Source organism: Komagataeibacter oboediens (genome assembly GCF_003207815.1).
Classification (GTDB): Bacteria; Pseudomonadota; Alphaproteobacteria; order Acetobacterales; family Acetobacteraceae; genus Komagataeibacter; species Komagataeibacter oboediens.
This window is the reverse complement of sequence record NZ_NKTX01000022.1, coordinates 1-20,374: the sequence shown is the minus strand read 5'-3', so window position 1 is coordinate 20,374 and position 20,374 is coordinate 1. Positions and strand designations below refer to the sequence as shown.

The window sequence follows — 20,374 nt, the reverse complement described above, 5'->3', positions numbered from 1 at the left end:
GTCAGAATACCACCTGTGCCAGTTTTACATCCAGATAATCAAGAATGCCCTCGCTGCCCCCTTCCCGGCCCATGCCGGAAAAACGGGTGCCCCCGAACGGTGCTTCCGCCGCAGCAAGGGCCGTGGAATTGATACCGACCATACCCGCCTGCAGTTCGGCCACCGTGCGGCGCGCACGCGCGGGCGAACGGGTAAAGGCATACGCCGCAAGCCCCATGTCCGATGCATTGGCACGGGTCAGGACTTCATCATCACTTGAAAAACGGGTAATGGCGGCAATCGGCCCGAAATTTTCATCCGCCATCACACGCATGTCATCCGTGACATCGGTCAGGACCGTCGGTTCATAGAAATAGCCGCTATTGAACCCCGGTGGCCGCTGGCCGCCTGTCATCACTTTCGCGCCACCGGCCACGGCATCGGCAACAATGGTTTCCATTTCCGCCAGCCGGTGCGCGTTGATCAGCGGGCCCATGCCCACGCCGTCATCCAGCCCGTTCCCCAGCCTGATCGCCTTCGCGCGGGTCACGAACCCTTCCACAAACGCGTCATGCAGGCGGTCATGGATAAAGAAACGGTCAGGCGCCACGCAGACCTGGCCCGTATTGGCGAATTTAGCCTGTGCCGCCGTATTCAGGGCCATATCCAGATCGGCATCATCATAAACGATAAGCGGGGCATTCCCGCCCAGTTCCATCGACACCTTTTTCATCGTATCTGCCGCGTCACGGATCATCTGCTGACCGACACGCGTGGACCCGGTCAGCGAAACCTTGCGCACGATCCCGGATGCCATGATCGGCCTGTAGGTCGCATCCGTGGAGCCTACGACCAAATTGACAGTGCCCGGCGGCAGGTTGCCCGCGCGGCAGCAGGCAATCATGACCATCGCGGTGCCCGGTGTCTGCGAAGACGGGCGGGCAATGACCGGACAGCCCGCCGCCAGCGCGGGCGCCAGCTTGCGCGCCAGCAGGGATGCGGGAAAATTCCACGCCGTAAACGCCGCGACGACGCCAACCGGTTCATGGCTGACTTCGAAACGGCCAGACGGGACACGGCTTTCGATAATGCGCCCGTAGATACGGCGTGCTTCTTCGGCATACCAGCGGAACTGGTCAATACTCAGCCCCCATTCACGACGTGCCTGCATCAGCGGCTTGCCTGTCTCGCTGGAAATCATCCGGGCGGCTTCCTCCGTGCGGCGGATCATTTCATTGGCAATCGCATGCAGGGCTTCGGCGCGGTCATGGGCGGGCGTGGTCGACCATCGCGCCAGCGCACCATGCGCCGCATCAATGGCCGCCTGCGTATCCGCGGCACCCGCACTGGGCACGTCGCCAAGCGGACTTTCCGATACGGGACTTATGACCGGCTCGGTTTTTCCTTCCGATGCCTGACGCCATGCGCCGTCAATAAACAACCCGAAATTCGTGTACATTATTGGGTCCCCATTATTCTTGTGACACGACATATGGCGATTGACCTGATCGCCCCTTCTGTTGACGGCAGTCGGACCGACATGCATCCCGCAGGTAAAGCTGCCCACCAGTCCGTCCTGGCCCTGTTATCCGGCACATATCCGTCGGCCGTGCCGGTACCGGGACCGTCCTTTCCGCGCATTCGGTGGCGGTTTGGCCATCCACCGCGCCACTGCTGGCACCGGGACACCTGAACACAGATGAACAGTCGTGGTCGTGACATGATGGTGTCATGAACCGTGCAAGCGTTGCGGCGTTCATCACCGGCACACCATCTGTCCCCTGCGTCCACATGACGGCGTCCCCGGTCATCGGGATGGGTCAGCAGGTTCTTTTCTTCCTTTTTTGTATTTGCAATTAATGTTGCGTGTTTATTTGGTTGTCAACATATATTGCATTTGGATATGGTGGCCATAACCCGTCAAGGGAGGAAACAAAAATGACACAGGCGACAATCCGCCTCACGACCGCACAGGCCATCGTGCACTGGCTGGTTAATCAGTTCACGGAAATCGAAGGTCAGCGCGTTCCGCTTTTTCCCGGTGTCTTCGGCATTTTTGGCCATGGCAACGTCAGTTGCCTGTCCGAAGCACTCGAGGCCGTGCAGGACAGGCTGCCCACATGGCGCGGGCAGAATGAACAGTCCATGGCGCTGGCCGCAACAGGTTTTGCCAAAGCCCGGCGGCGGCGGCAGATCATGGTTGCCGCGTCCTCCATCGGGCCGGGCGCGCTGAATATGGTGACAGCCGCCGGCACCGCGCATGCGAATCGCCTGCCGCTGCTGCTGCTGGCGGGCGATACCTTCGCCACGCGCCTGCCCGATCCCGTCCTGCAGCAGGTCGAACATTTCAGTAATCCCACAATAACGGTCAATGATGCATTCCGCGCCGTGACCCGGTACTGGGACCGGATCATGCACCCGGCACAGATCCTGTCATCCCTGCCACAGGCTGCGGCAACAATGCTTGATCCGGGCGATTGCGGGCCGGCCTTTGTATCCCTGCCACAGGATGTGCAGGAAATCGCCTTTGATTATCCCGTTACCTTCTTTGAAGAAAAACTGTGGGTCATTCCCCGCCCGCGGCCGGACCGCCGCAGGCTGGCGCAGGCGGTGGACCTGCTGAAAACGGCCAGAAAGCCGCTGCTGATCGCAGGCGGCGGGGTGCGGTATTCACAGGCAGAGGAGGCCGTCGCCGCATTCGCGCTAAAACGCGGCATCCCGATCGTGGAAACGATCGCGGGCAAGGGCAGTGTAACACATTACCATGAAGCGCATGCGGGGCCGATCGGCATTATCGGCTCCACCTCGGCCAACGCTCTGGCGGGAGATGCCGATGTGATCGTGGCGATCGGCACGCGGCTGCAGGATTTCACCACCGGGTCATGGACGCTGTTCAGCCAGACGGCACGGTTCATTTCCATCAACACCGCCCGGTTTGACGCGGTCAAGCACCGTGCTCTGGCGGTTGTGGGCGACGCGCTGGAAACCATGACCGAATTCGACGCGCTGCTGGATGACTGGGCGGCGGACCCGCGACAGATGCAGCGCGCCAGGCACCTGTTTGGTGAATGGGACAACCTGCTGACAAAACTGCAGGCCCCCACGAATGCGCCCGTTCCGACCTATGCGCAGGTCGTGCATGCGGTCAATGACGCGGCAGGGGAATGCGACACCATCATTACCGCCGCAGGCGGCCTGCCGGGCGAAGTGTGCAAGGGCTGGCGGGTCAAGGCCCCCAATACCTTTGACCTTGAATTCGGCTTTTCATGCATGGGGTACGAAATCGCGGCGGGCTGGGGCCACGCCATGGCCAGCGAGGGACCGGGCGGGACAGGCGGCACGCCCATCGTCATGATTGGTGACGGCACCTACATGATGATGAACTCCGACATCTATTCCACCGTGCTGACGGGCCACAAGATGATTGTCGTGGTCTGTGACAACGGTGGCTTCGCGGTTATCAACCGCCTGCAGCAGGCCAAGGGCGTGCCCGGTTTCAACAACCTGCTGGTTGACTGCCACGTGCAGCATCCCGACCGGCCGCTGCATGTCGATTTTGTCAAACATGCCGAATCCATGGGCGCGCTGGGCCGCAGGTGCGACAGCATGGCCGAACTGGCCGCGGCCCTCGAATGGGCAAAAACCACGGACCGGACCACCATCCTTGCCATCACCACGGACGCCCATGCCTGGACGCCGGGCGATGCGGACTGGGATGTGGGGGTGCCGGAGGTCTCGACCCGCGCATCGGTACAGGCGGCAAGAAAACAACAGGAAGAAATCCGCGCGAAACAGCGTGTGGGAGTGTAATGGCCATGAAGGCAAAACTGGGTATCGCGCCGATTGCATGGTGGAATGACGACCTTGCGGAACTGTCAGACGATGTCAGCCTGGAGGAATGCCTGCGTCAGGCCAGTGAGGCGGGCTTTACCGGCATGGAAACCGGACGCCGCTTTCCCATGGACATGAACGAACTGGGGCCAATCCTGAAACGCTACGGCATTTCGGTGTGCGGGGGATGGTTTTCGGGCCTGCTGCTGGATGGGGACATGGAGGCGGAGAAGGACCGTATCCGTGCCCAGATGGATTTTTTCATCGCCGCCCGCGCGCCGTGCATTGTCTACGGCGAAACCGCGCGGTCGATCCAGGGAATCCGCTCCGCACCACTCGCGACCAAGCCGCGCCTGTCGGAAGAGGACATACGGATCTATGGCCGCAGGATGACGGCCTTTGCCGAATGGTGTGCCGATGAAGGCATGCCCCTCGCCTATCACCACCATATGGCCGCCCCGATCGAGACCGAGGCCGAGCTTGACCTGCTGATGAAGCATTCGGGCCCGGCGCTGCACCTGCTGTTTGATACCGGGCACATGTATTTTGCGGGGGGCAACCTGTTGCGGGTAATCGACAGACACCATGCCCGCATAAGCCACGTACACACCAAGGATGTGCGCAACGCTGTCATCGACAGCCTTGACCGCAGCAGCGAAAGCTTCCTTGACGCGGTCGTAAAGGGTGCCTTTACCGTGCCGGGGGACGGGTCGATCGATTTCCTGCCCATTATCGAACGCCTTGCATCCTATGGCTATGAAGGCTGGTTTGTGGTGGAGGCCGAGCAGGACCCGGCCCTCAACCCGCCGCTGGACATGGCGCGCAAGGGACATGCCGCCCTGCTGCAGCTTATGACGCAGGCGGAATACAGGGTGGCGTCATGAACCGGATGGATGACAGGGTATGCGTGGTCACGGGCGCCACGCAGGGCCTTGGGGCGGCCATTGCGCGCCGCCTTGCCGCGGCGGGTGCCGCGGGCATTGCCATTACGGGACGGAGCGAGGCACGCGGCACGGCAGTCGCGCGCGAGATTTCGGACAGTTGCGGCGTGCCCGTCATCTTCATCCGCGCCGATCTTGAATCGGTCGCGGACTGCCGGACGGTAATCGCCCGGACACATGACCACTTTGGCCATGTGCATGTGCTGGTGAACGCCGGGGCACTGACGCAGCGGGGCACCATACTGGATACCGACCCCGACCTGTTTGACCGCATTTTCGCGACCAACGTGCGCGGGCCGTATTTCCTGATGCAGGCAGCGATCAGGCATATGATCCGCGACGGGATTGAAGGGGCAATCTGTAATATCGGCTCCATTTCCGCCCTGTCGGGACAGCCGTTCATCAGTGCCTACTGCGCGTCCAAGGGCGCGCTGGCCACGCTGACCGCAAATACGGCCTTTTCCGTCATGGGCAACCGGATCCGTGTCAACCAGCTTAATATCGGCTGGATGGCATCGGATAAGGAACGCGAAATCCAGATGGCCGAGACGAACGATCCCGACTGGATGGAAAAGGCGGCGGCAAAGCTTCCGTTCGGACGACTAGTCGCACCCGAGGAAGCGGCCCGTGCCGTGAACTTCCTTGTTTCGGATGATGCTGGTCTCATGACCGGCGCGATCGTGAATTTCGATCAGTCCGTCTGGGGGGCGACCGCCCGCAGCATGCCCACGCCGGACGGGCCGATGCGCTGGCCAGCCTGACAAAGCAGCGTATGACATTTCCCGCAGGTCATCGGGACATTTGTGAGGGTGCTTTTTTCAAAGTGGTTCCCGTCAGGGACGTATTTTCAGGCGGCCCCTCACTTCTGTGTTGCGACCGGAATCCGGGGCTTGCGGGATTCATTTTGCAACCGTGATGCCAGCGCCACGACCAGCGCCTGTGTCAGGCACATGGGCGCAGCCAGGGAGCGCGAAAACGTATATTCATGTTCCGGTACGGAAAACAGCACATCCGCGTTGCGCGCCAGGGGGGACAGGGTACTGTCGCTGATCGCCACCACCGGAATGTTCCGGGTAACGGTTTCCTCCACGATATTGACGACCTCACTGGCATAAAAGCGGAATGAAACCGCAAACAGCATGTCTGTCGGCAGCATCACCCGGGCCATATGGGTGGCAAGGCCACCCGCCGCATCAAGCAGCACCGCGCGTTTTCCAAGCATGGTCAGCATATAGCGCAGCAGTTCAACCACAGGTGCGGAACGTAGCTGACCGATCAGGTAAATCGTATCGGCCTGTTCCATAAGGTCAACCGCCCGGGCGATCTGTTGTGCGGTTACATTGGCCAGCAGTTCCTGCAATGATGAGATATCGCGCACGATCAGGTCGCGCATGAATCCCATCTCGCTCCGGTCCTCACGCGTATCAAGTTCCTCCTCCAGCGCCTTGACACGTGCGCTGAACCCAAGGGCCGCCGTGGACAGGCGATGACGGAATATGGTCTGCAGGTCCCTGTATCCCTGATACCCGAAAGACTGCGCAAACCTGACGCAGCCCGACGCATGCACGCCGCATTTCCCGGCGGCGACATGGACCGAATCAACGGCCACATCATTCGGGTTCTGCGTCATGTACAGGGCGATCTTCTGGTAGGAATTGCTCAGCCGGGCATATCGGTCATGGATAACACGGATCAGTTCCTCATACGTGGCGGGGGGAACCTGTGTGGTCGCCGCCTGCTTCTTTTCCGATACCTTCATCGTTTCCTGACCATCCATCCTGAACGACATGACCCGGAGCGGTTCCCCTGGCCCAACGTTTCGACCACCCGCACGGGACAGTTCCGCGCGCAGGCCACCCCATGATCGTACCACTCTCCGGTCCGGAAGGAGCGGCATGGCATGATGACACGTTCCGCACCCGCCGCCCGTTCGCGTCACGACCGGGCAGAATGCCCACCCTGCCCTGACGGCACACGATCGTTCCGGTTCCATCGTAACGCGGATGGCCGATAGTGCAACTCACCTGCCATGGCCGACCGCCGCGCGGCTTATCCCCGAAAGGCGGGCAGGACGGTCGCAATCGCCCGTTTCCGCCCTGCCCCTGAACGCAGGGCATGACCGGGCGGAAAGACGATCCGGAACGCATCGCCCTTCGCTGCCGCGTGACCCAACACCATCGTGTGACCGCCCGCTTTTCCGATTGCGCGGCTTTCCCCCCGGTCTGCATCATGGGGCCTGTCCGCAGCAGGGAATGATGCACGCAATGGATATGAACAGGGTCATGCAGCATGCCATTATCGCAGGTGGACTGTTCATGAGTTCCCCGGTCTGCGCACAGGGCCATGTGGTCCTGATGCCCAAGCTGGACTGGACCACGGCCGCGCATCTGGCGATGGAGGCCGTAGCGGCCTGCGCCGGACAGGGATATTCCGTGACCGCCACCGTCGTGGACACGACCGGCCACCAGCAGGCTGTCATCAAGGGGGACAGTGTTCCACTGCAGTCCCTGTCGGTGTCCTATCGCAAGGCCTATACGGCCTATTCCTATGGCCTTGCCTTCAACATGAACACCACGAGCGAACTGATCGCCGCCAAGGTCACGGGGCCGGCCAATGGTGCGCTCAATACCATTCCGGAAGTACTGTTCGTGCCTGGGGGCGTCACGCTGCGTCGGGCATCGGATCAGACCGTGCTGGAGGGCATTGGCGTATCGGGCGCGCCCGGTGGGGAAAAGGACGAAGCCTGTGCGCAGGCGGCGGTCACGAAATTCCGCGGTGATTTCCGTTAGGGACACGCGCCGCCACAATCAGGCAGTAGCACGCTGCACCATTTCCATGCCCGACTGTGCTGAACTGACGGGCTCGGCGCAATGACCTATCGGCCCGGGGTCATATCACTCAGTTGCACTGCGAAAGTTGGGCGGAAAGCCGGGCGTGGGGCCATTTACGGCCCCCTTGAAGTAACGGCAGCGATCCAGTCCCGCAAAATGCACGAGACCGAGCGGCCAAGAAAGCCTGCCCCCGTTCCCGTGCCTGACAAGCATGCACACCATTACGCCACCCCACCGCAGGCCCGCCATGGCGGCACGTTACGGGACATGGGCGCACAGATGGCATCGACGTCCCGCAACCGCATGCCCGGACCTGACATGCGGCTGTGGGACAATGCACACGACAGACCTAGCCGGGCTGAATATCGATCCTGCGTTCGGTCGGCTTGGCCGGTTCGCGGCGCGGCAGTGTGACCTTCAGCACCCCATCTTTGATACGGGCGGTGATTTTATCCTCATCCACGCCTTCCGGCAGATTGAAATGCTCGGAAAACGCACCGAAGCTACGGGTGGAGACATGCATCTTGTGGTCGGTTTCCGCCATGGGACTTTTTTTCTCGCCCGAAATGCTCAGCACGCCATTACTTGCATTAAGCGTGATGTACTTTTCGGAGCAGCCGGGTACTTCAATATAGATATGGTATCCTGTCGCGTCCTCGGTAATATCGGTGGCCCCGATACGGCCCGACCCGAACGTGTCGGGTGCACGATAATCATCAATCAGCCTGCCCACCTGACGCTGCAGTACGGCAAACGGGTCTGCCACCCGCGCCGTGGTCGCACGAACCGGGGTTGCAACAAATGTCGGTCGAGCAATCATGGTCATTCTCCTGAATTACGTAACCGGGGCGGCCCGTTTGGGAACATGGCCGCCCTGTGCTGCGAATTCTGGAACCGATAACCGCCCCCGACAGTGACACAGGTCAAACCTGCCATGCGGCCTGCTCCATACAGGGCTGATATTTACTTTATCGAAACAAAATCAGCGCAGGCCTATGCCAATTCTGACGAGGAACAGCATAATGCAGGGCAGTATTGCATCAATAAATATCCTTCCGCACTTCTGTATAGCGCCAGACAGGGTATAACCTGCCGGGTCCGTTATAACATGCGGCAACCCGCACCGGGTTCAACCAGAATGGAACATATGCATGTCAGTTGAAAGCACGCTTCGTGACGCCATCCAGAAAAAGGTCGTTGTCGGCTTTACCTTCGATGGCAAGAACTACATCGGCTCCCCCCACGCGCTGGGTGAGCGCGACGGCACGACACAGGTCATGATCTACCGTGGCGAGGACGCCCATGAAAAGCGCGTGCCCCCCATGGGCGAATGGAGCGTGCTGCCGCTGGCCAACATCAGCGACATCCGCCTGCTACCGGGCGAAGCCTTCCATGTCGGCCACCCCGACGCCAAGGCTGAAAAGGACCTGCACAAGATCACGCTACGCGTCGCGTAAACCGACCGGATGCCCTGCCTGACCGGGTGGGGCATTTGCCCCGCGTCCGTGCAGACGGCGGGTCAGCGTCCCCGGCGGGCGACAAGATCCAGCAGGGCTTCCGCCGCCGGGCTGCGGTGCCGTTCCTTGTGCCGCAATCCATAGAACGACCGGGTGCCCAGTGCCTGTGGCACGGCGTGCAACGTGCCGGCCTGCAACGCGGGCGCGACCACCAGCGATGACAGCGCGCCAATGCCGGCCCCGGCCTCGATCGCGGTCCGTACGCCTTCGTTGGATGGCAGTACAAGGCTGACATTCAGGTCCGCCGGATCAATCCCCAGCTGGCGCAGGCTGTCTTCCAGCGTGGCGCGGGTGCCAGATCCGGGTTCGCGCATGACCCAGCTTGCGGCGCGCAGCCAGTGCGTATCCACCACGCCGGGCAGGCAGGGATCAGCCTGTATGATGGTCAGACGATCCGTCCCGACCGGCCATTGCGCCAGGGCCGGATCATCCACAATCGCCTCGACAATACCCAGATCCACATCCCCATCGCGGACGCGCGTTGCGGCTTCTTCCGTATTGGTGATCGCCAGTTCGATCGCAATATGCGGATATGCGCGCCGGAAAGCCACCAGTGTCACGGGCAGCCAGTATGCCGCGATGGTCTGGCTGGCGACAACACGCAGCGTACCGCGCTTCAGCCCGCTGAATTCCTCCAGTACGTTTTCCGCCACGGCGGCACGGGCAAGGACCGCGCGGGCTTCCGGCAGGAACAGCCGGCCGGCCTCCGTCAGCCGGATACCACGCCCGACACGATGAAACAGCTTCACGCCATGTCGTTCTTCCAACGTGGCAATGGCCGCAGATACGGCAGACTGGGTCACGTTCAGGACACGGCTGGCGGCCGTAACGTGTTCACGTTCCGCGACAGCGATAAAAAGACGGAGCTGTTCCAGGGTCATGCACCGCGCATAACACAACCAATCATGATTTTCGATTGGAATAAGAAAAACTATGAGTTGGAATGATGTAACGCGCTCCTCCTACCCTGCCGGGCGAAAGGAAGAGTATCGTGACAACACTGCTTCACGTTCCGTTTCGCCAGATGCAGCGGACCCGGCCCCACTGGATACGGCAGGTACCGGGTATCGGGCTGTGCCTTGCGATAACGGGCTTCGCCTGCCTGCTGGAACGCATGGAGGTGCGTGTGCTGGGAAAAGCATGGCTGGAAAGCCTGAACCTTGCCCTGCTGGCTGGTGTCGCCTGCCGCGCCATGCGCAATCCCGGCCCGGCATGGACGCCGGGTATCCGGTTGTGTTCACGCACGCTGCTGAATATTGCCATTGTCCTGCTGGGGGCATCGTTCAGCCTTGATGCCGTCCTGTCCGTCGGGCCGTGGGTGCTGGCCGCCGTCACCGGCATGGCGATCCTCAGCCTGACCTTTACATGCTGTATCGGGCGGATATGCGGACTGGATACCAGTCGGACCCTGCTGGTGGCCTGTGGCAATTCCATCTGCGGCAATTCCGCCATCATGGCGGCGGCCCCCGTCATTCAGGCCCGCGATAAAGACGTCGGCACCACCATTGCGTTCACCGCGGCTGGCGGGCTGGTGGTGGTCATCGGGCTTGCGCTGTCTGGTCCGCTGCTGGACATGGGGGCGTGGGCGCATGGCGCACTGGCGGGGCTGACCGTTTATGCCGTGCCGCAGGTGGTGGCCGCGACCGCGCCGTTTGGCCCTGCGGCAGTCCATATCGGCATGCTGGTCAAACTGGTACGGGTGCTGATGCTCGGGCCTGTCTGCGTCGTGCTGTCCATACTGACCGCGCGGTCCGGCCGCGGCATGACCGGTGGTGGGCACGGGGCTGGGGTGCGTGCCCCTGCCCGCCTGGTGCCGTGGTATATCACGGGCTTCATGGGCATGATGGTCGTGCGTTCCCTGAACCTTGTGCCGCCGGGCATTGTGGAACCGCTTGGCAATGTCACAACCGTGCTGACCGTTCTGGCGATGGCGGCGCTGGGGCTGAGTGTCGACATACGCTCCGTCATGGGGGCGGGACGGCCGCTGGCCCTGACCGTCATGCTGTCGCTGTGCGGTCTGGTGGGTGCGAGTATGATGCTGGTGCGGGTCGCGTTCCATGGCTGAACGGATGCTTCAGAATATTCATCGATAAAAAATACATATTTCAGTCAATTCGATTTTTTGAAAAGGCCGGGTGTCCTGTCCCATCCGGAAAGGTCTGACCGGAAACGTCTTCATTCTTTCGGAACCCGATCCTCTGCGCCTGTCCGGAATGGACCTTGATCCCGATCCGGTCGGGCACCGGTTTTGGAATTGACGGAGCTTTTTTTTCAAATTAAACGAAACGGGTTCGTTCATTTAAATGAAGCGAATATGTCATATCCATTTTCGTACTGGACACACCATGATCTGCTTCAGGCATCTGGGTCTTCTGGCCCTTGCAGGCTTTCTTGCCAGTCATGGCACGGCCCACGCACAGACAGGATGTGCAGATACGGACGCATGGATTGACATGTCCGCCCATCAGGTTGGCGCAGGGATCGGTTACCTGTGGGGACAGGGCACATTACATGACGGCACGAATCACTATCGTTTCCGCGTGCGCGGCGGCGGCGCGCTGAACATTGGGGGCATAGCCCTGTCGGGTCGGGGCTGCGTGCGCAACCTTGCGCGGGTGCAGGATTTCAACGGCACCTACTGGACCGCAGGGGGCACTGCCACAATCCACCATGGCACGACGGGTGTTGTCATGGAAAATGCCCGTGGCGTTGATATCAACCTGCATGCACAGACCCGTGGCGCGCAGCTGTCGGGTCAGGTGGGGCGGCTGTCCTTCCGCCTGCTTGATCCCATCCATTCATGATGGCCGCCTGAACGAAATCGTTATCCCGGTAGGGCGATGCCGGGTTTCCGACCTGCTGCGGGGCATGCCCGCACCCGTCGGTAAGGTCGGACCGGCATGTGCCTGCCGCCACTTTGCCCTACCCTCGCCATAAAACAGGCTTATGCTGTGTTTTCCGCCGAACGGGCCCCACAACATACCGCAGGTCTGGCGCCAGACATATGCTGCGAGAGGATGCCAGCACGGGAAACCGTCCGGTTCTTTACGGATTTCATGCCATCCGCCCCCCTGTTCAGGCGGCGCGTTCCCGGCATCGGGCATTTATATGCATATTTCGATACGAAACAGTATCGTATATATAATTCATGCTAACCAGTCTGTTCCCCGCTTGGTTCAGCGGAGATGGATCGGTTCAACAGCGTGGTGCGCGTGGACCCCCTATGGCCACTACGTCATGAATGATTACGATAGAGAAACCGATTGTCATAATGTTCAGTAGTTTCAAACTGACCGATGCGGAACGCGAGGCGCTGAATGCGATCTCGACCCGGATACACCGGCCGGCAAAGCGCCGTGTCTACACACAGGGTGAACCGGGAAATCACATCTATCGTATCCGTTCCGGCGCCGTGCGTCTGGAACATCATATGAAAGACGGACGCAACCAGATTTTTGCCTTTTTATGGGCGGATGATATGTTTGGCACGCTGGAAGATGGGCTGTACCACACGTCCGCCATCACGCTGGTGGACACCTACCTGTTCCAGATTTCGTGTTCCGCGCTGAAAGGACTGGTGGAGGTGTATCCCCGCATCCAGGCGCTGTTCTTACAGCAGGCACTGGACTACGCCAAAACGGCAGAGCGCCACCTGCTGCTGGCGACCTGTCCGCTTGTGATCAAAAGGCTGGCGGGATTCCTGCTGGAATGCACCCGGCAGAAGGATTTTTTTGACCGGCAGTCCAATATCCTGACACTGGCCATGGACCGTAAGGATATTGCCGACTATCTGGGCTTTGCCATCGAGACCACCAGCCGCACCCTGAAGGAACTGGAGGATATGGGCCTGATCCAGCGACTGTCCTCCCAGCGGATAAAAATCGACCGCGACAGGATCGGAGCCTTCGTCTGAACACCCTGTCCCGGCCATCAGGCTGCGGGACGGTCGCGCGATACGGTCTGCAATGTATCAGTCCCACCACGGCAGGGGCACAAAGCGCGGCAATGCCTCGATCCGTTCCAGCCATGCCCTGACATGCGGGTAGGGTTCAAGGGAAACGCTCCCTTCCGGGGCATGGGCGGTGTATCCATAACAGGCAAGATCGGCCAGCGTGGGGCAGGCTGCCGCCAGATACGCACGGCCATCCAGCCAGCGATCCATGAAGGTCAGCAGTCCTGCCGCCCGCGCGCGTGCATCCGCCGGTTCGCCTGCCTTGCCAAACAACGCTACCATGCGGGCTGCTGCCGGTCCCTGCCGCAGTTCACCCGCCGCAATCGACAGCCACCGCTGCACATGTGCCGCGCCGACCGCATCATCCGGCAGCCAGTGCGTGCCGGCACCATAGGCTTTCGCCAGATACACAAGAATGGCGTTGCTGTCCGCCAGCACCAGGTCCCCATCACGCAGGACCGGAACCTGCCCCAGCGGATTCAGGCGCAGCAGTTCGGGCGCGGATGCACCCACGACCTCGAAGCGGTATTCAAGGTCCAGCATGGACAGCAGCAGCCGGACGCGATGCACATGGCCCGATAACGGCATGCCGTAAAGTATGATCATCTTAATCCTTTCAGTTTCATGCCACCCTGGCCCCATAGGGCAGACGGCACGACGGTATCTTGAACAGTGACGCAATGAAACGGAGGCATGAACCGGCTATAGTGCACCTGCGGGTCATATCCGTCATCCATCCCGTCCGACCAACCATGGGACGTTGATATTTGGGGGAGCAACATGATGGAACGACGTTCGTTCAATTCCATCCTTGCCGGGCTGGGCCTTTCACTTGGCGCAGGCCGTGTGCAGGCTGCCGGGGCGACACCAGCGCGGACCGAAAGCTTTGTCCTGCGGGCCAATGGCTGGGTTCCCAACAACCCGAAGCTGCCGGTCATCATCTACCGCAACGTCCTGCCCCCTTCCGGCGACGACCCTGCAGCCGTGTTCGAAGCGATGTTCCAGCATAATGGCTGGCCGCCGCAATGGCGCAACGGTGTCTATTCCTTCCACCATTACCACACCATGGGGCACGAGGTTCTGGGCTTTTATGGCGGTCAGGCCCGGCTGATGCTGGGTGGGCCGGATGCGCGGGTGGTTGATGTCTTGGCCGGGGACATTGTCCTGCTTCCCGCCGGAACGGGACATATGAAGCTGTCCGGCAGTGCTGATTTCGCGGTGGTGGGCGCGTATCCGCCGGGACAGGATTTCGACATCGTGCGCAGCGCCCCCGATGGCGTGCAGCGGGCAAGGCTGGCGTCCCTGCCCTTTCCCCGTTCTGACCCGGTCATGGGGGCGCAGGGACCGATGGTGCGGGCGTGGCCTGACTGACCGCGTGCCCGGCGATGGCCATCATGCGCGCCTGACCCCGCACGGGCCATGTGGTTTTACGGCGGCGCTCACCCCCGTCCTGTCGATGCCTGCGGATCGTGCAGATGCCGCCGCCGCTCCCGCCTTTCCCGCATGGCAAGGCGTTCAAAGCTGATACGCTGTCGGATCCAGTTCAGCATGCCCGACAGGGTCACGACGATAATGCCCGCAATCGTCCAGTTATCCAGCGGCTGGTGAAACAGGAAGTAGCTGAACGCCACGGCCCATAACATCTGGCTGTACTGCGGCAGGGCAACCCGGTTGGCCGGTGCGCGGGCTGTCGCCATCATCATCAGCAACTGCCCCAGCGCCGCCAGAAACCCGTAACCGAACAGGAACAGCCAGGTCTTCAGCCCATGCGGCCAGTGCGCATGCGCCAGCATAAGCAGGCCATCGCCCACCAGCGGGCCAAACAGGCTGGACCCGAACAGCGACAGCCGCGGCGTATCATTGCCCGCCAGCCGGTAGGCAATGACCCCCACAGCATTGGCCACCGCCGCGATCACCGCGCACAGATGCCCCAGATGCAGCTCCCGCATGCCCGGCCGCAGCACAATCAGCACACCGATGAAACCCAGAATAACGGACAGCCATGCCCAGCCGGACACCTTTTCATGCAGCAGCGTGACCGACAGGACCGTCACGAAAAACGGCATGAGAAACATGAGCGAAAGCGCCTCGGGCATCGGCAGCAGCATGAAGGCTTCGACACTGGCGGCGGTGGAGGCAAAGGTGGCGACCGCCCGCACCAGCCACATGCCCGGTCGCTGGGGGGAGAAAATGTCACGGTAGGATTCGTCCGGCCTGCGGATGAATGGAATGATCAGGAAACCGAATATTCCGCCCGAAAAAGCGACCTCGAAGGGGTCAAGCTGACCGGCCAGCAGCTTGGAATACGCATCACTGATCGAAAACGAGGAAAACGCGGCAAAGGCCAGCATCATACCCGATGTAAGGAAAGACATGTTCATCTGCACTGCCTGTAGCCAAAGGACATATAGTTATGGATGCAAAAGAAGCCGCCACCCAAACCGGATGGGACGGCCTGATATGCTGCCGGGTTACCTGTTTTAAATATCACGATAAAACAGGATGTCGCCCCTTTAATGAACGGGAGCAGGCCTGACCGGATCAGGGGGCGGAATGACGACATAATCCGGCGATGGCTGCGTCCGGTCATGAACGGCCGCGATAATATCACCCATGATGCGGTCCGCCGTCATGAGCCGGTAATGGATCGGGTCCCAGAACATGTCACGGTTATCGACAATCGGGCCGGGAATATCGAAATCGATCACCAGCGTATTGGGCATATGTCCCGCCAAGGACGCCACATAACGGTGGCAGGCGGCGAACATGCTGTCATACATCGACCCCTGCGGGTTATGCCGTATGGCCTGTACCGGCGGGAACCAGACAATGCGCAATGTGGTGTCGGGCACGGCATGCAGGACCAGCGGCAGGTATGCCTGCATGACGGGGGCGGCTGCGACACCACCCGATGGCGGACGCATGTGGTCCGGTCCCCAGTGCACAAACAGCCTGTCGGCGCGCGCACGGGTATAGGTACTGTCCGCACCGACGAAGCTGGTGTAGCCATCGGCCCCGTAATGGTCATGGCGCAGGCCGATCTGCAGCATGAACTGGTTGGCCGCTTCCTGCAGCGCATACAGGTTGGCCATCTGCAGGTAACCCATCCATGGCGTCCCCCGATACATCCAGTCAGGCCACGGTTCGGGGTTCAGGGGAACCTGCTTGGGACCATACAGGCACCATGAACGGTCAATGTCCACCATCATGACCTTCGGGTCCGGATGGTGGCGCAGGAATTCACGCAGCAGGCGATACTGTTCATGCGGCTGGGCATTGTTCATCGACATGTTCAGGAAATGCGCGTTGAGCCGGCCGTCCAGCACCGCCGGCTGCATCAACCGGCCCGTGGATGTCCCCAGCATGACGGAATCAAAACGCCCGTCGCGCGCCAGCATGGGCATGGTGAACCGCACATTGCCCGTGACCGGCCACCGGTGCAGAGGCAACGACAGCGGCAGTCCACCCCATGGGTCAACCATTACCACGAACAGATAAAGACCCCCGCCAGCAGCCCCGATTGTGGCCAGAAATATACTGCAGAACCGATACCAAATATTTTTCTTGTATATCCGCACCGATCCATCAGCTTCGAACACAGGGTTGACGGGCCCCAGAAATCATTATTCCCCGTCTGGCACAACCCGCCCGGCAGGCGACCGGGCCCGGTCATCCCCCACCTTTCGCTGCGTTGCCAATGCCGGTATCGTGGCCGCGCCAGTCTGGACAGGACGCGGGCACAGGGAAATGGAAATACAACGCGATGGATGAAGCCTTCTGGCATGCCAAATGGCAGCGCAACGAAATCGGTTTTCACGAACCACAACCCAACCCGCTGCTGACCAATCATTTCGCGGCACTGCATCTGCCTGCGCGGGCACGGGTCTTTGTGCCGTTATGTGGGAAAAGCCGAGATATCCACTGGCTGCTGGAACGCGGGTATCAGGTGGTCGGCATTGAACTGAGTCCCATTGCCGTCACACAGCTTTTTGCCGAACTTGATCTGACGCCGCGCATCTCCACCGTCGGGCAGCTGCAGCGGTTTGAGGCTGCGGGGCTATGTATTTTCGTCGGCAATATCTTCGACCTGACGCGTGAAGAACTGGGGCCGGTCGATGCCGTATACGACCGCGCGGCGCTGATTGCCCTGCCTGCCCTCGTCCGCGCGCAATACGCCGTGCATCTGGTGTCCATTACCCGAGCCGCCCCAGAACTTGTGGTCTGCATGGAATATGACCAGTCCCGCAAGGCGGGCCCACCATTTTGCGTCGATGAACAGGCGCTACGGCACTATTATGCCCAGACGTTCAGCCTGACCTGCATAGCCCGTCAACCCATACCGGGCGGCCTGAAGGGCGTCTGCCCGGCGGTGGAAAGCGTATGGATCATGATGCCGCGTGACGGTATGCGCACAAAAGCGTAGCCCCGACACGTTCCTGCCCGCGTGCATGCGGGCAGGTCGCGCAAATTCTGGAATCCATATCTTCTGATCAGCCATTGCGGGTATTATCAATCTCCGTAATGTCTTGTTAGTGATCTATTTAATTGCGGCAGGGTATTAAAAACACATCATCAACTGAACTTAATTTTTTACATGATACGAGGGAACACGCTCTCGGATTTCATGTATGTCAAGGCAACGACTTCCGAATCTTACTTATAATTTCTGGATTTTCCCGGATAGAAATTTCAGACAGCCTAAATATACAGGCCCCTGAACTTTCCCGTGCCATGCACGTTCAGCCCGCACCAATACGGGAGGCCACAGATGCGTCACGCCAGCAGGATTTTCGCCACCCTTGTCATCCTGTCAGTCGCGGGATGTCACCACCATGCCCATGATCGTCCCGACACCGACCAGAACCTGGCGGATGATTACCGCAACCCCCACCAGCACTGGAGCCGCGGTCCCCATACCGACCACTGACCACCAGTAAACGTCGCGCCATCAGGCAACGTGCAGGAAATACTCCAGCGTCTCCAGAAACGCCTGTGGCGCCTGCGCATGCACCCAATGTCCTGCATCCGGTATGACGTCCAGTCGATAATGCGGAAAAAGCCTGCGCATGGCAGGATAGTTGTCCGGCTGGATATAATGGGAGCGTCCCCCGGCCACAAACAGGGTTGGCCCGTCATAGTGAACGCCGGGCAGCACGTCAGGCCAGCCGATAATCGCTGGCATCGCGGCCGCTATGTCCTTCAGCCCGATCGTCCAGTGTGGCTTTTCCCCCAGTTCCAGGTTCATCAGCATGAGGTCACGCACGGGCTTTTCAGAAATGACCTGACCCAGCCATGATTCCGCCCCTGCCCGGTCAAGGAAATCCGGCAGGGGAAGTGCCGCAAGCTTCCGTGCCAGTTGGTGGGATTGCGAAAAACCGCCCTCGCCCGGCGCAATATCCACTACCATCAGCGAATGCACGTCTGCAGGAAAGCTGAGCGCAAGCATCATGGCGGTCTTGCCCCCCATTGAATGCCCCACCACGGTCGCGGGCAATGCGCCATGGGTGGCCAGTGTTTCGCACACATCCGCCGCAAGGGACGGATAATCCATGGGGCCATGTGGGCTCTGCCCGTGGTTGCGAAGGTCCAGCGCCAGCGTGCGGCGGGTTGCGGCAATGCGGCGCTGGAAAAAGCCGAAATTGCGCGCCCGCCCGAACAGTCCATGCAGGAATACAACAGGTGGCAGGGACAGGTCACCGTTTTCAGGACCAAGTTCGATGGTATTGAGCAGCATGGGGTCGTACGCTCCGGTTTCTGCGGCAGATGTCGGGGCATATTAGGCGGGTCGGGCCTGCCAGGCTTTTCATAAGATTGTGGGGTCCGCGCGATGCCGCAGGTCGGTGTCGCCCCGCCGCGCCATATCGTGGGCTGATGCAAAACAGACACACGGCTTTTATTTGTAAAAAATTTTACAAGCCCGGTGAAACCAGCGTTAATTTTACATTTTATTACAGTTGACAAATTGTGCGGGATCGCAAGGTCACCCCCAATCTGTTGTCATGCAGCTTCTGTAGGGTGATCCCATGAGCCTGAATTTACACGCCGATTACCGGCGCGATATTGATGGACTACGTGCAATCGCAGTCACCGCCGTGGTACTTTTCCATGCCAATCTTTACCCCGTGCAGTCCGGATTTGTCGGGGTGGATATATTCTTCGTTATTTCCGGTTTCCTGATCGGCGGCATCGTTTACAGGGATGTCAGCCTGGGCACATTCAGTTTCCTTGGGTTTTACGCCCGCCGGGCCCGGCGTATCCTGCCCGCGCTCATGCTCACTGTCATCTGTGTCATGCTGCTCGGGCTGTTACTTTCAAGCCCGACGGAATTACGTCAGAACAGTCTGGGGGCCATTAGCGCGCTACTTGGATGGTCGAACGTCCTGCTGTGGAAACAGATCAGTTACTTTTCCCCCGATGCGCACCTCAATCCATTCCTCATGACGTGGTCCCTGGGGGTGGAGGAACAGTTCTATCTGTTCTTTCCCCTGCTGATACTTGCGTTTCGCCAGTTGCGGGGGATTTATGTGCTCTGCATGCTTGGTGCGCTGTGCATCGGGTCGTTGTGCATTGCCCAGATCGGCGTGGGCCGGTGGCCTGCCGCCGCGTTCTACCTGCTGCCCACGCGGGCGTGGGAACTGGGCATGGGCACATTCCTTGCTGTGGCAAAATCAAATTATACTTTGTCCTTTCCCCGCCCCGTCAATCATTTCATTGGTTGGATGGGGCTTTTTCTTATCGGGCTGTCCATATTCGTATTTGACGAACATACGCCGTTTCCGGGTATCGCGGCGCTGCTGCCTGTCGGTGGCACGCTGGCGCTGCTGCTGTCCGATGGCAGCTTTGTCAACCGCGCCATCCTGTCCACGCGGCCATTCATATGGATCGGGCGCATATCCTATTCATGGTACCTGTGGCACTGGCCGCTCATGGCGTTCATCTGGGTGTGTTCGCCCCAGCCGCCCGCGCCACTGCTGCTGCTTGGGGCGGGGATCGTATCACTGTTTCCGGCCGTGCTGTCATGGCGCTACATCGAACAGCCCTTCCGCCGTGGCGGCGGGGCGGATGGTGGCGTCGTCCTCCGGTACGGTGGGGCGCTGGCGCTGGGTGTCGGCATGCTGGCGACCGTTTATGTCGCCGATGGACTGCCCCGGCGTTTTGACCGCAGCCTGATGCTGACGGAACAGGTGCTGGCGGAAGGACGGGGGGAAGCCTGCCTGGCCAATTATACCAACGGTTATGGGCACTGACCTGTGTGAGCCCACTTTCTAAGACCGATGGATCGAATGGTGTCAGGCAAGGCGGCAAGATTATTCCAAGCGGAAC

At 60.4% G+C, this 20,374-nt stretch carries 20 protein-coding genes; 12 read left to right on the top strand and 8 right to left on the bottom strand.

Going from position 1 to position 20,374, the window contains the following annotated elements; genetic code table 11:
- Window position 1: 1 nt before the first annotated feature.
- Entirely contained in the window at window positions 2–1,438 is a 1,437-nt protein-coding gene (locus tag CFR80_RS10265) for an NAD-dependent succinate-semialdehyde dehydrogenase (RefSeq protein ID WP_010513284.1), read from the bottom strand.
- Window positions 1,439–1,917: 479 nt separating this feature from the next.
- Here CFR80_RS10265 and iolD point away from each other — a divergent pair, with 479 nt between their 5' ends.
- Genes iolD through CFR80_RS10250 form a run of 3 tightly spaced genes read left to right on the top strand, consistent with a single transcriptional unit; the run spans window position 1,918 to window position 5,512 of the window.
- Window positions 1,918–3,789 carry a 3D-(3,5/4)-trihydroxycyclohexane-1,2-dione acylhydrolase (decyclizing) gene (iolD, locus tag CFR80_RS10260; RefSeq protein WP_010513285.1) on the top strand — a complete coding sequence of 624 codons (1,872 nt, stop codon included), beginning with the start codon at window positions 1,918–1,920 and terminating at the stop codon, window positions 3,787–3,789.
- 5 nt (window positions 3,790–3,794) lie between these two features.
- Complete coding sequence (gene iolE, locus CFR80_RS10255; protein WP_029329267.1) at window positions 3,795–4,694, top strand: myo-inosose-2 dehydratase; 900 nt, start codon at window positions 3,795–3,797, stop codon at window positions 4,692–4,694.
- On the top strand, window positions 4,691–5,512 hold the full coding sequence (locus CFR80_RS10250; protein ID WP_010513287.1) for an SDR family oxidoreductase: 822 nt from the start codon (window positions 4,691–4,693) through the stop codon (window positions 5,510–5,512). Before iolE ends, CFR80_RS10250 begins: the two co-directional genes overlap by 4 nt.
- 98 nt (window positions 5,513–5,610) lie before the next feature.
- Here CFR80_RS10250 and CFR80_RS10245 read toward each other — a convergent pair whose 3' ends face one another.
- On the bottom strand, window positions 5,611–6,540 hold the full coding sequence (locus CFR80_RS10245; protein ID WP_220032740.1) for a MurR/RpiR family transcriptional regulator: 930 nt from the start codon (window positions 6,538–6,540) through the stop codon (window positions 5,611–5,613).
- Window positions 6,541–7,066: 526 nt separating this feature from the next.
- Between CFR80_RS10245 and CFR80_RS10235 the strand changes: the two genes are divergently transcribed.
- Window positions 7,067–7,540 (top strand): GlcG/HbpS family heme-binding protein, encoded by a 474-nt coding sequence (locus CFR80_RS10235; RefSeq protein WP_373636473.1) that lies wholly within the window; start codon window positions 7,067–7,069, stop codon window positions 7,538–7,540.
- 391 nt (window positions 7,541–7,931) lie between these two features.
- Here CFR80_RS10235 and CFR80_RS10230 read toward each other — a convergent pair whose 3' ends face one another.
- Window positions 7,932–8,402, bottom strand: coding sequence for an Hsp20/alpha crystallin family protein (locus CFR80_RS10230; RefSeq protein ID WP_010513291.1), 471 nt, complete (start codon window positions 8,400–8,402; stop codon window positions 7,932–7,934).
- A 331-nt stretch (window positions 8,403–8,733) separates the two neighbouring features.
- On the opposite strand from CFR80_RS10230, the gene CFR80_RS10225 reads away from it, so the two are divergent.
- Window positions 8,734–9,039: a hypothetical protein gene (locus CFR80_RS10225; RefSeq protein ID WP_010513292.1), complete on the top strand. Its 306-nt coding sequence runs from the start codon at window positions 8,734–8,736 to the stop codon at window positions 9,037–9,039.
- Between the two features lie 62 nt (window positions 9,040–9,101).
- Here the strand turns inward: CFR80_RS10225 and CFR80_RS10220 are convergent, their stop codons facing one another.
- Window positions 9,102–9,980, bottom strand: coding sequence for a LysR substrate-binding domain-containing protein (locus CFR80_RS10220; protein ID WP_029329270.1), 879 nt, complete (start codon window positions 9,978–9,980; stop codon window positions 9,102–9,104).
- Window positions 9,981–10,123: 143 nt separating this feature from the next.
- Between CFR80_RS10220 and CFR80_RS10215 the strand changes: the two genes are divergently transcribed.
- From CFR80_RS10215 to CFR80_RS10205, 3 genes are all read left to right on the top strand, one after another.
- On the top strand, window positions 10,124–11,164 hold the full coding sequence (locus CFR80_RS10215; RefSeq protein WP_258367765.1) for a YeiH family protein: 1,041 nt from the start codon (window positions 10,124–10,126) through the stop codon (window positions 11,162–11,164).
- A gap of 280 nt (window positions 11,165–11,444) precedes the next feature.
- Complete coding sequence (locus CFR80_RS10210; protein WP_010513296.1) at window positions 11,445–11,903, top strand: hypothetical protein; 459 nt, start codon at window positions 11,445–11,447, stop codon at window positions 11,901–11,903.
- A 467-nt stretch (window positions 11,904–12,370) separates the two neighbouring features.
- Window positions 12,371–13,012, top strand: coding sequence for a Crp/Fnr family transcriptional regulator (locus CFR80_RS10205; protein WP_010513297.1), 642 nt, complete (start codon window positions 12,371–12,373; stop codon window positions 13,010–13,012).
- Window positions 13,013–13,069: 57 nt separating this feature from the next.
- Here the strand turns inward: CFR80_RS10205 and CFR80_RS10200 are convergent, their stop codons facing one another.
- Window positions 13,070–13,657: a glutathione S-transferase family protein gene (locus CFR80_RS10200; protein WP_010513298.1), complete on the bottom strand. Its 588-nt coding sequence runs from the start codon at window positions 13,655–13,657 to the stop codon at window positions 13,070–13,072.
- A 177-nt stretch (window positions 13,658–13,834) separates the two neighbouring features.
- Here CFR80_RS10200 and CFR80_RS10195 point away from each other — a divergent pair, with 177 nt between their 5' ends.
- Entirely contained in the window at window positions 13,835–14,422 is a 588-nt protein-coding gene (locus CFR80_RS10195) for a cupin (protein WP_029329272.1), read from the top strand.
- 68 nt (window positions 14,423–14,490) lie between these two features.
- Here the strand turns inward: CFR80_RS10195 and CFR80_RS10190 are convergent, their stop codons facing one another.
- Window positions 14,491–15,432: a DMT family transporter gene (locus CFR80_RS10190; RefSeq protein WP_010513300.1), complete on the bottom strand. Its 942-nt coding sequence runs from the start codon at window positions 15,430–15,432 to the stop codon at window positions 14,491–14,493.
- Between the two features lie 132 nt (window positions 15,433–15,564).
- Window positions 15,565–16,533: a hypothetical protein gene (locus CFR80_RS19825; protein WP_110507307.1), complete on the bottom strand. Its 969-nt coding sequence runs from the start codon at window positions 16,531–16,533 to the stop codon at window positions 15,565–15,567.
- Between the two features lie 281 nt (window positions 16,534–16,814).
- Here CFR80_RS19825 and tmpT point away from each other — a divergent pair, with 281 nt between their 5' ends.
- On the top strand, window positions 16,815–17,474 hold the full coding sequence (tmpT, locus tag CFR80_RS10180; RefSeq protein ID WP_010513302.1) for a thiopurine S-methyltransferase: 660 nt from the start codon (window positions 16,815–16,817) through the stop codon (window positions 17,472–17,474).
- A gap of 345 nt (window positions 17,475–17,819) precedes the next feature.
- A complete protein-coding gene (locus CFR80_RS19310) occupies window positions 17,820–17,978 on the top strand; it encodes a hypothetical protein (protein WP_181418194.1) in 159 nt (52 codons plus the stop codon).
- A 21-nt stretch (window positions 17,979–17,999) separates the two neighbouring features.
- On the opposite strand, the gene CFR80_RS10175 is transcribed toward CFR80_RS19310, so the two are convergent.
- On the bottom strand, window positions 18,000–18,785 hold the full coding sequence (locus CFR80_RS10175) for an alpha/beta fold hydrolase (RefSeq protein WP_010513304.1): 786 nt from the start codon (window positions 18,783–18,785) through the stop codon (window positions 18,000–18,002).
- A 289-nt stretch (window positions 18,786–19,074) separates the two neighbouring features.
- Here CFR80_RS10175 and CFR80_RS10170 point away from each other — a divergent pair, with 289 nt between their 5' ends.
- Window positions 19,075–20,298 carry an acyltransferase family protein gene (locus tag CFR80_RS10170; RefSeq protein ID WP_258367763.1) on the top strand — a complete coding sequence of 408 codons (1,224 nt, stop codon included), beginning with the start codon at window positions 19,075–19,077 and terminating at the stop codon, window positions 20,296–20,298.
- Window positions 20,299–20,374 lie beyond the last annotated feature (76 nt).

Excerpts from the sequence above, each read along its gene's own strand:
- CFR80_RS10265 (WP_010513284.1), bottom strand. The coding sequence starts at position 1,438 with ATGTACACGAATTTCGGGTTGTTTATTGACGGCGCATGGCGTCAGGCA.
- iolD (WP_010513285.1), top strand. The coding sequence starts at position 1,918 with ATGACACAGGCGACAATCCGCCTCACGACCGCACAGGCCATCGTGCAC.
- iolE (WP_029329267.1), top strand. The coding sequence starts at position 3,795 with ATGAAGGCAAAACTGGGTATCGCGCCGATTGCATGGTGGAATGACGAC.
- CFR80_RS10250 (WP_010513287.1), top strand. The coding sequence starts at position 4,691 with ATGAACCGGATGGATGACAGGGTATGCGTGGTCACGGGCGCCACGCAG.
- CFR80_RS10245 (WP_220032740.1), bottom strand. The coding sequence starts at position 6,540 with ATGTCGTTCAGGATGGATGGTCAGGAAACGATGAAGGTATCGGAAAAG.
- CFR80_RS10235 (WP_373636473.1), top strand. The coding sequence starts at position 7,067 with ATGAGTTCCCCGGTCTGCGCACAGGGCCATGTGGTCCTGATGCCCAAG.
- CFR80_RS10230 (WP_010513291.1), bottom strand. The coding sequence starts at position 8,402 with ATGATTGCTCGACCGACATTTGTTGCAACCCCGGTTCGTGCGACCACG.
- CFR80_RS10225 (WP_010513292.1), top strand. The coding sequence starts at position 8,734 with ATGTCAGTTGAAAGCACGCTTCGTGACGCCATCCAGAAAAAGGTCGTT.
- CFR80_RS10220 (WP_029329270.1), bottom strand. The coding sequence starts at position 9,980 with ATGACCCTGGAACAGCTCCGTCTTTTTATCGCTGTCGCGGAACGTGAA.
- CFR80_RS10215 (WP_258367765.1), top strand. The coding sequence starts at position 10,124 with ATGCAGCGGACCCGGCCCCACTGGATACGGCAGGTACCGGGTATCGGG.
- CFR80_RS10210 (WP_010513296.1), top strand. The coding sequence starts at position 11,445 with ATGATCTGCTTCAGGCATCTGGGTCTTCTGGCCCTTGCAGGCTTTCTT.
- CFR80_RS10205 (WP_010513297.1), top strand. The coding sequence starts at position 12,371 with ATGTTCAGTAGTTTCAAACTGACCGATGCGGAACGCGAGGCGCTGAAT.
- CFR80_RS10200 (WP_010513298.1), bottom strand. The coding sequence starts at position 13,657 with ATGATCATACTTTACGGCATGCCGTTATCGGGCCATGTGCATCGCGTC.
- CFR80_RS10195 (WP_029329272.1), top strand. The coding sequence starts at position 13,835 with ATGGAACGACGTTCGTTCAATTCCATCCTTGCCGGGCTGGGCCTTTCA.
- CFR80_RS10190 (WP_010513300.1), bottom strand. The coding sequence starts at position 15,432 with ATGAACATGTCTTTCCTTACATCGGGTATGATGCTGGCCTTTGCCGCG.
- CFR80_RS19825 (WP_110507307.1), bottom strand. The coding sequence starts at position 16,533 with ATGGTTGACCCATGGGGTGGACTGCCGCTGTCGTTGCCTCTGCACCGG.
- tmpT (WP_010513302.1), top strand. The coding sequence starts at position 16,815 with ATGGATGAAGCCTTCTGGCATGCCAAATGGCAGCGCAACGAAATCGGT.
- CFR80_RS19310 (WP_181418194.1), top strand. The coding sequence starts at position 17,820 with ATGCGTCACGCCAGCAGGATTTTCGCCACCCTTGTCATCCTGTCAGTC.
- CFR80_RS10175 (WP_010513304.1), bottom strand. The coding sequence starts at position 18,785 with ATGCTGCTCAATACCATCGAACTTGGTCCTGAAAACGGTGACCTGTCC.
- CFR80_RS10170 (WP_258367763.1), top strand. The coding sequence starts at position 19,075 with ATGAGCCTGAATTTACACGCCGATTACCGGCGCGATATTGATGGACTA.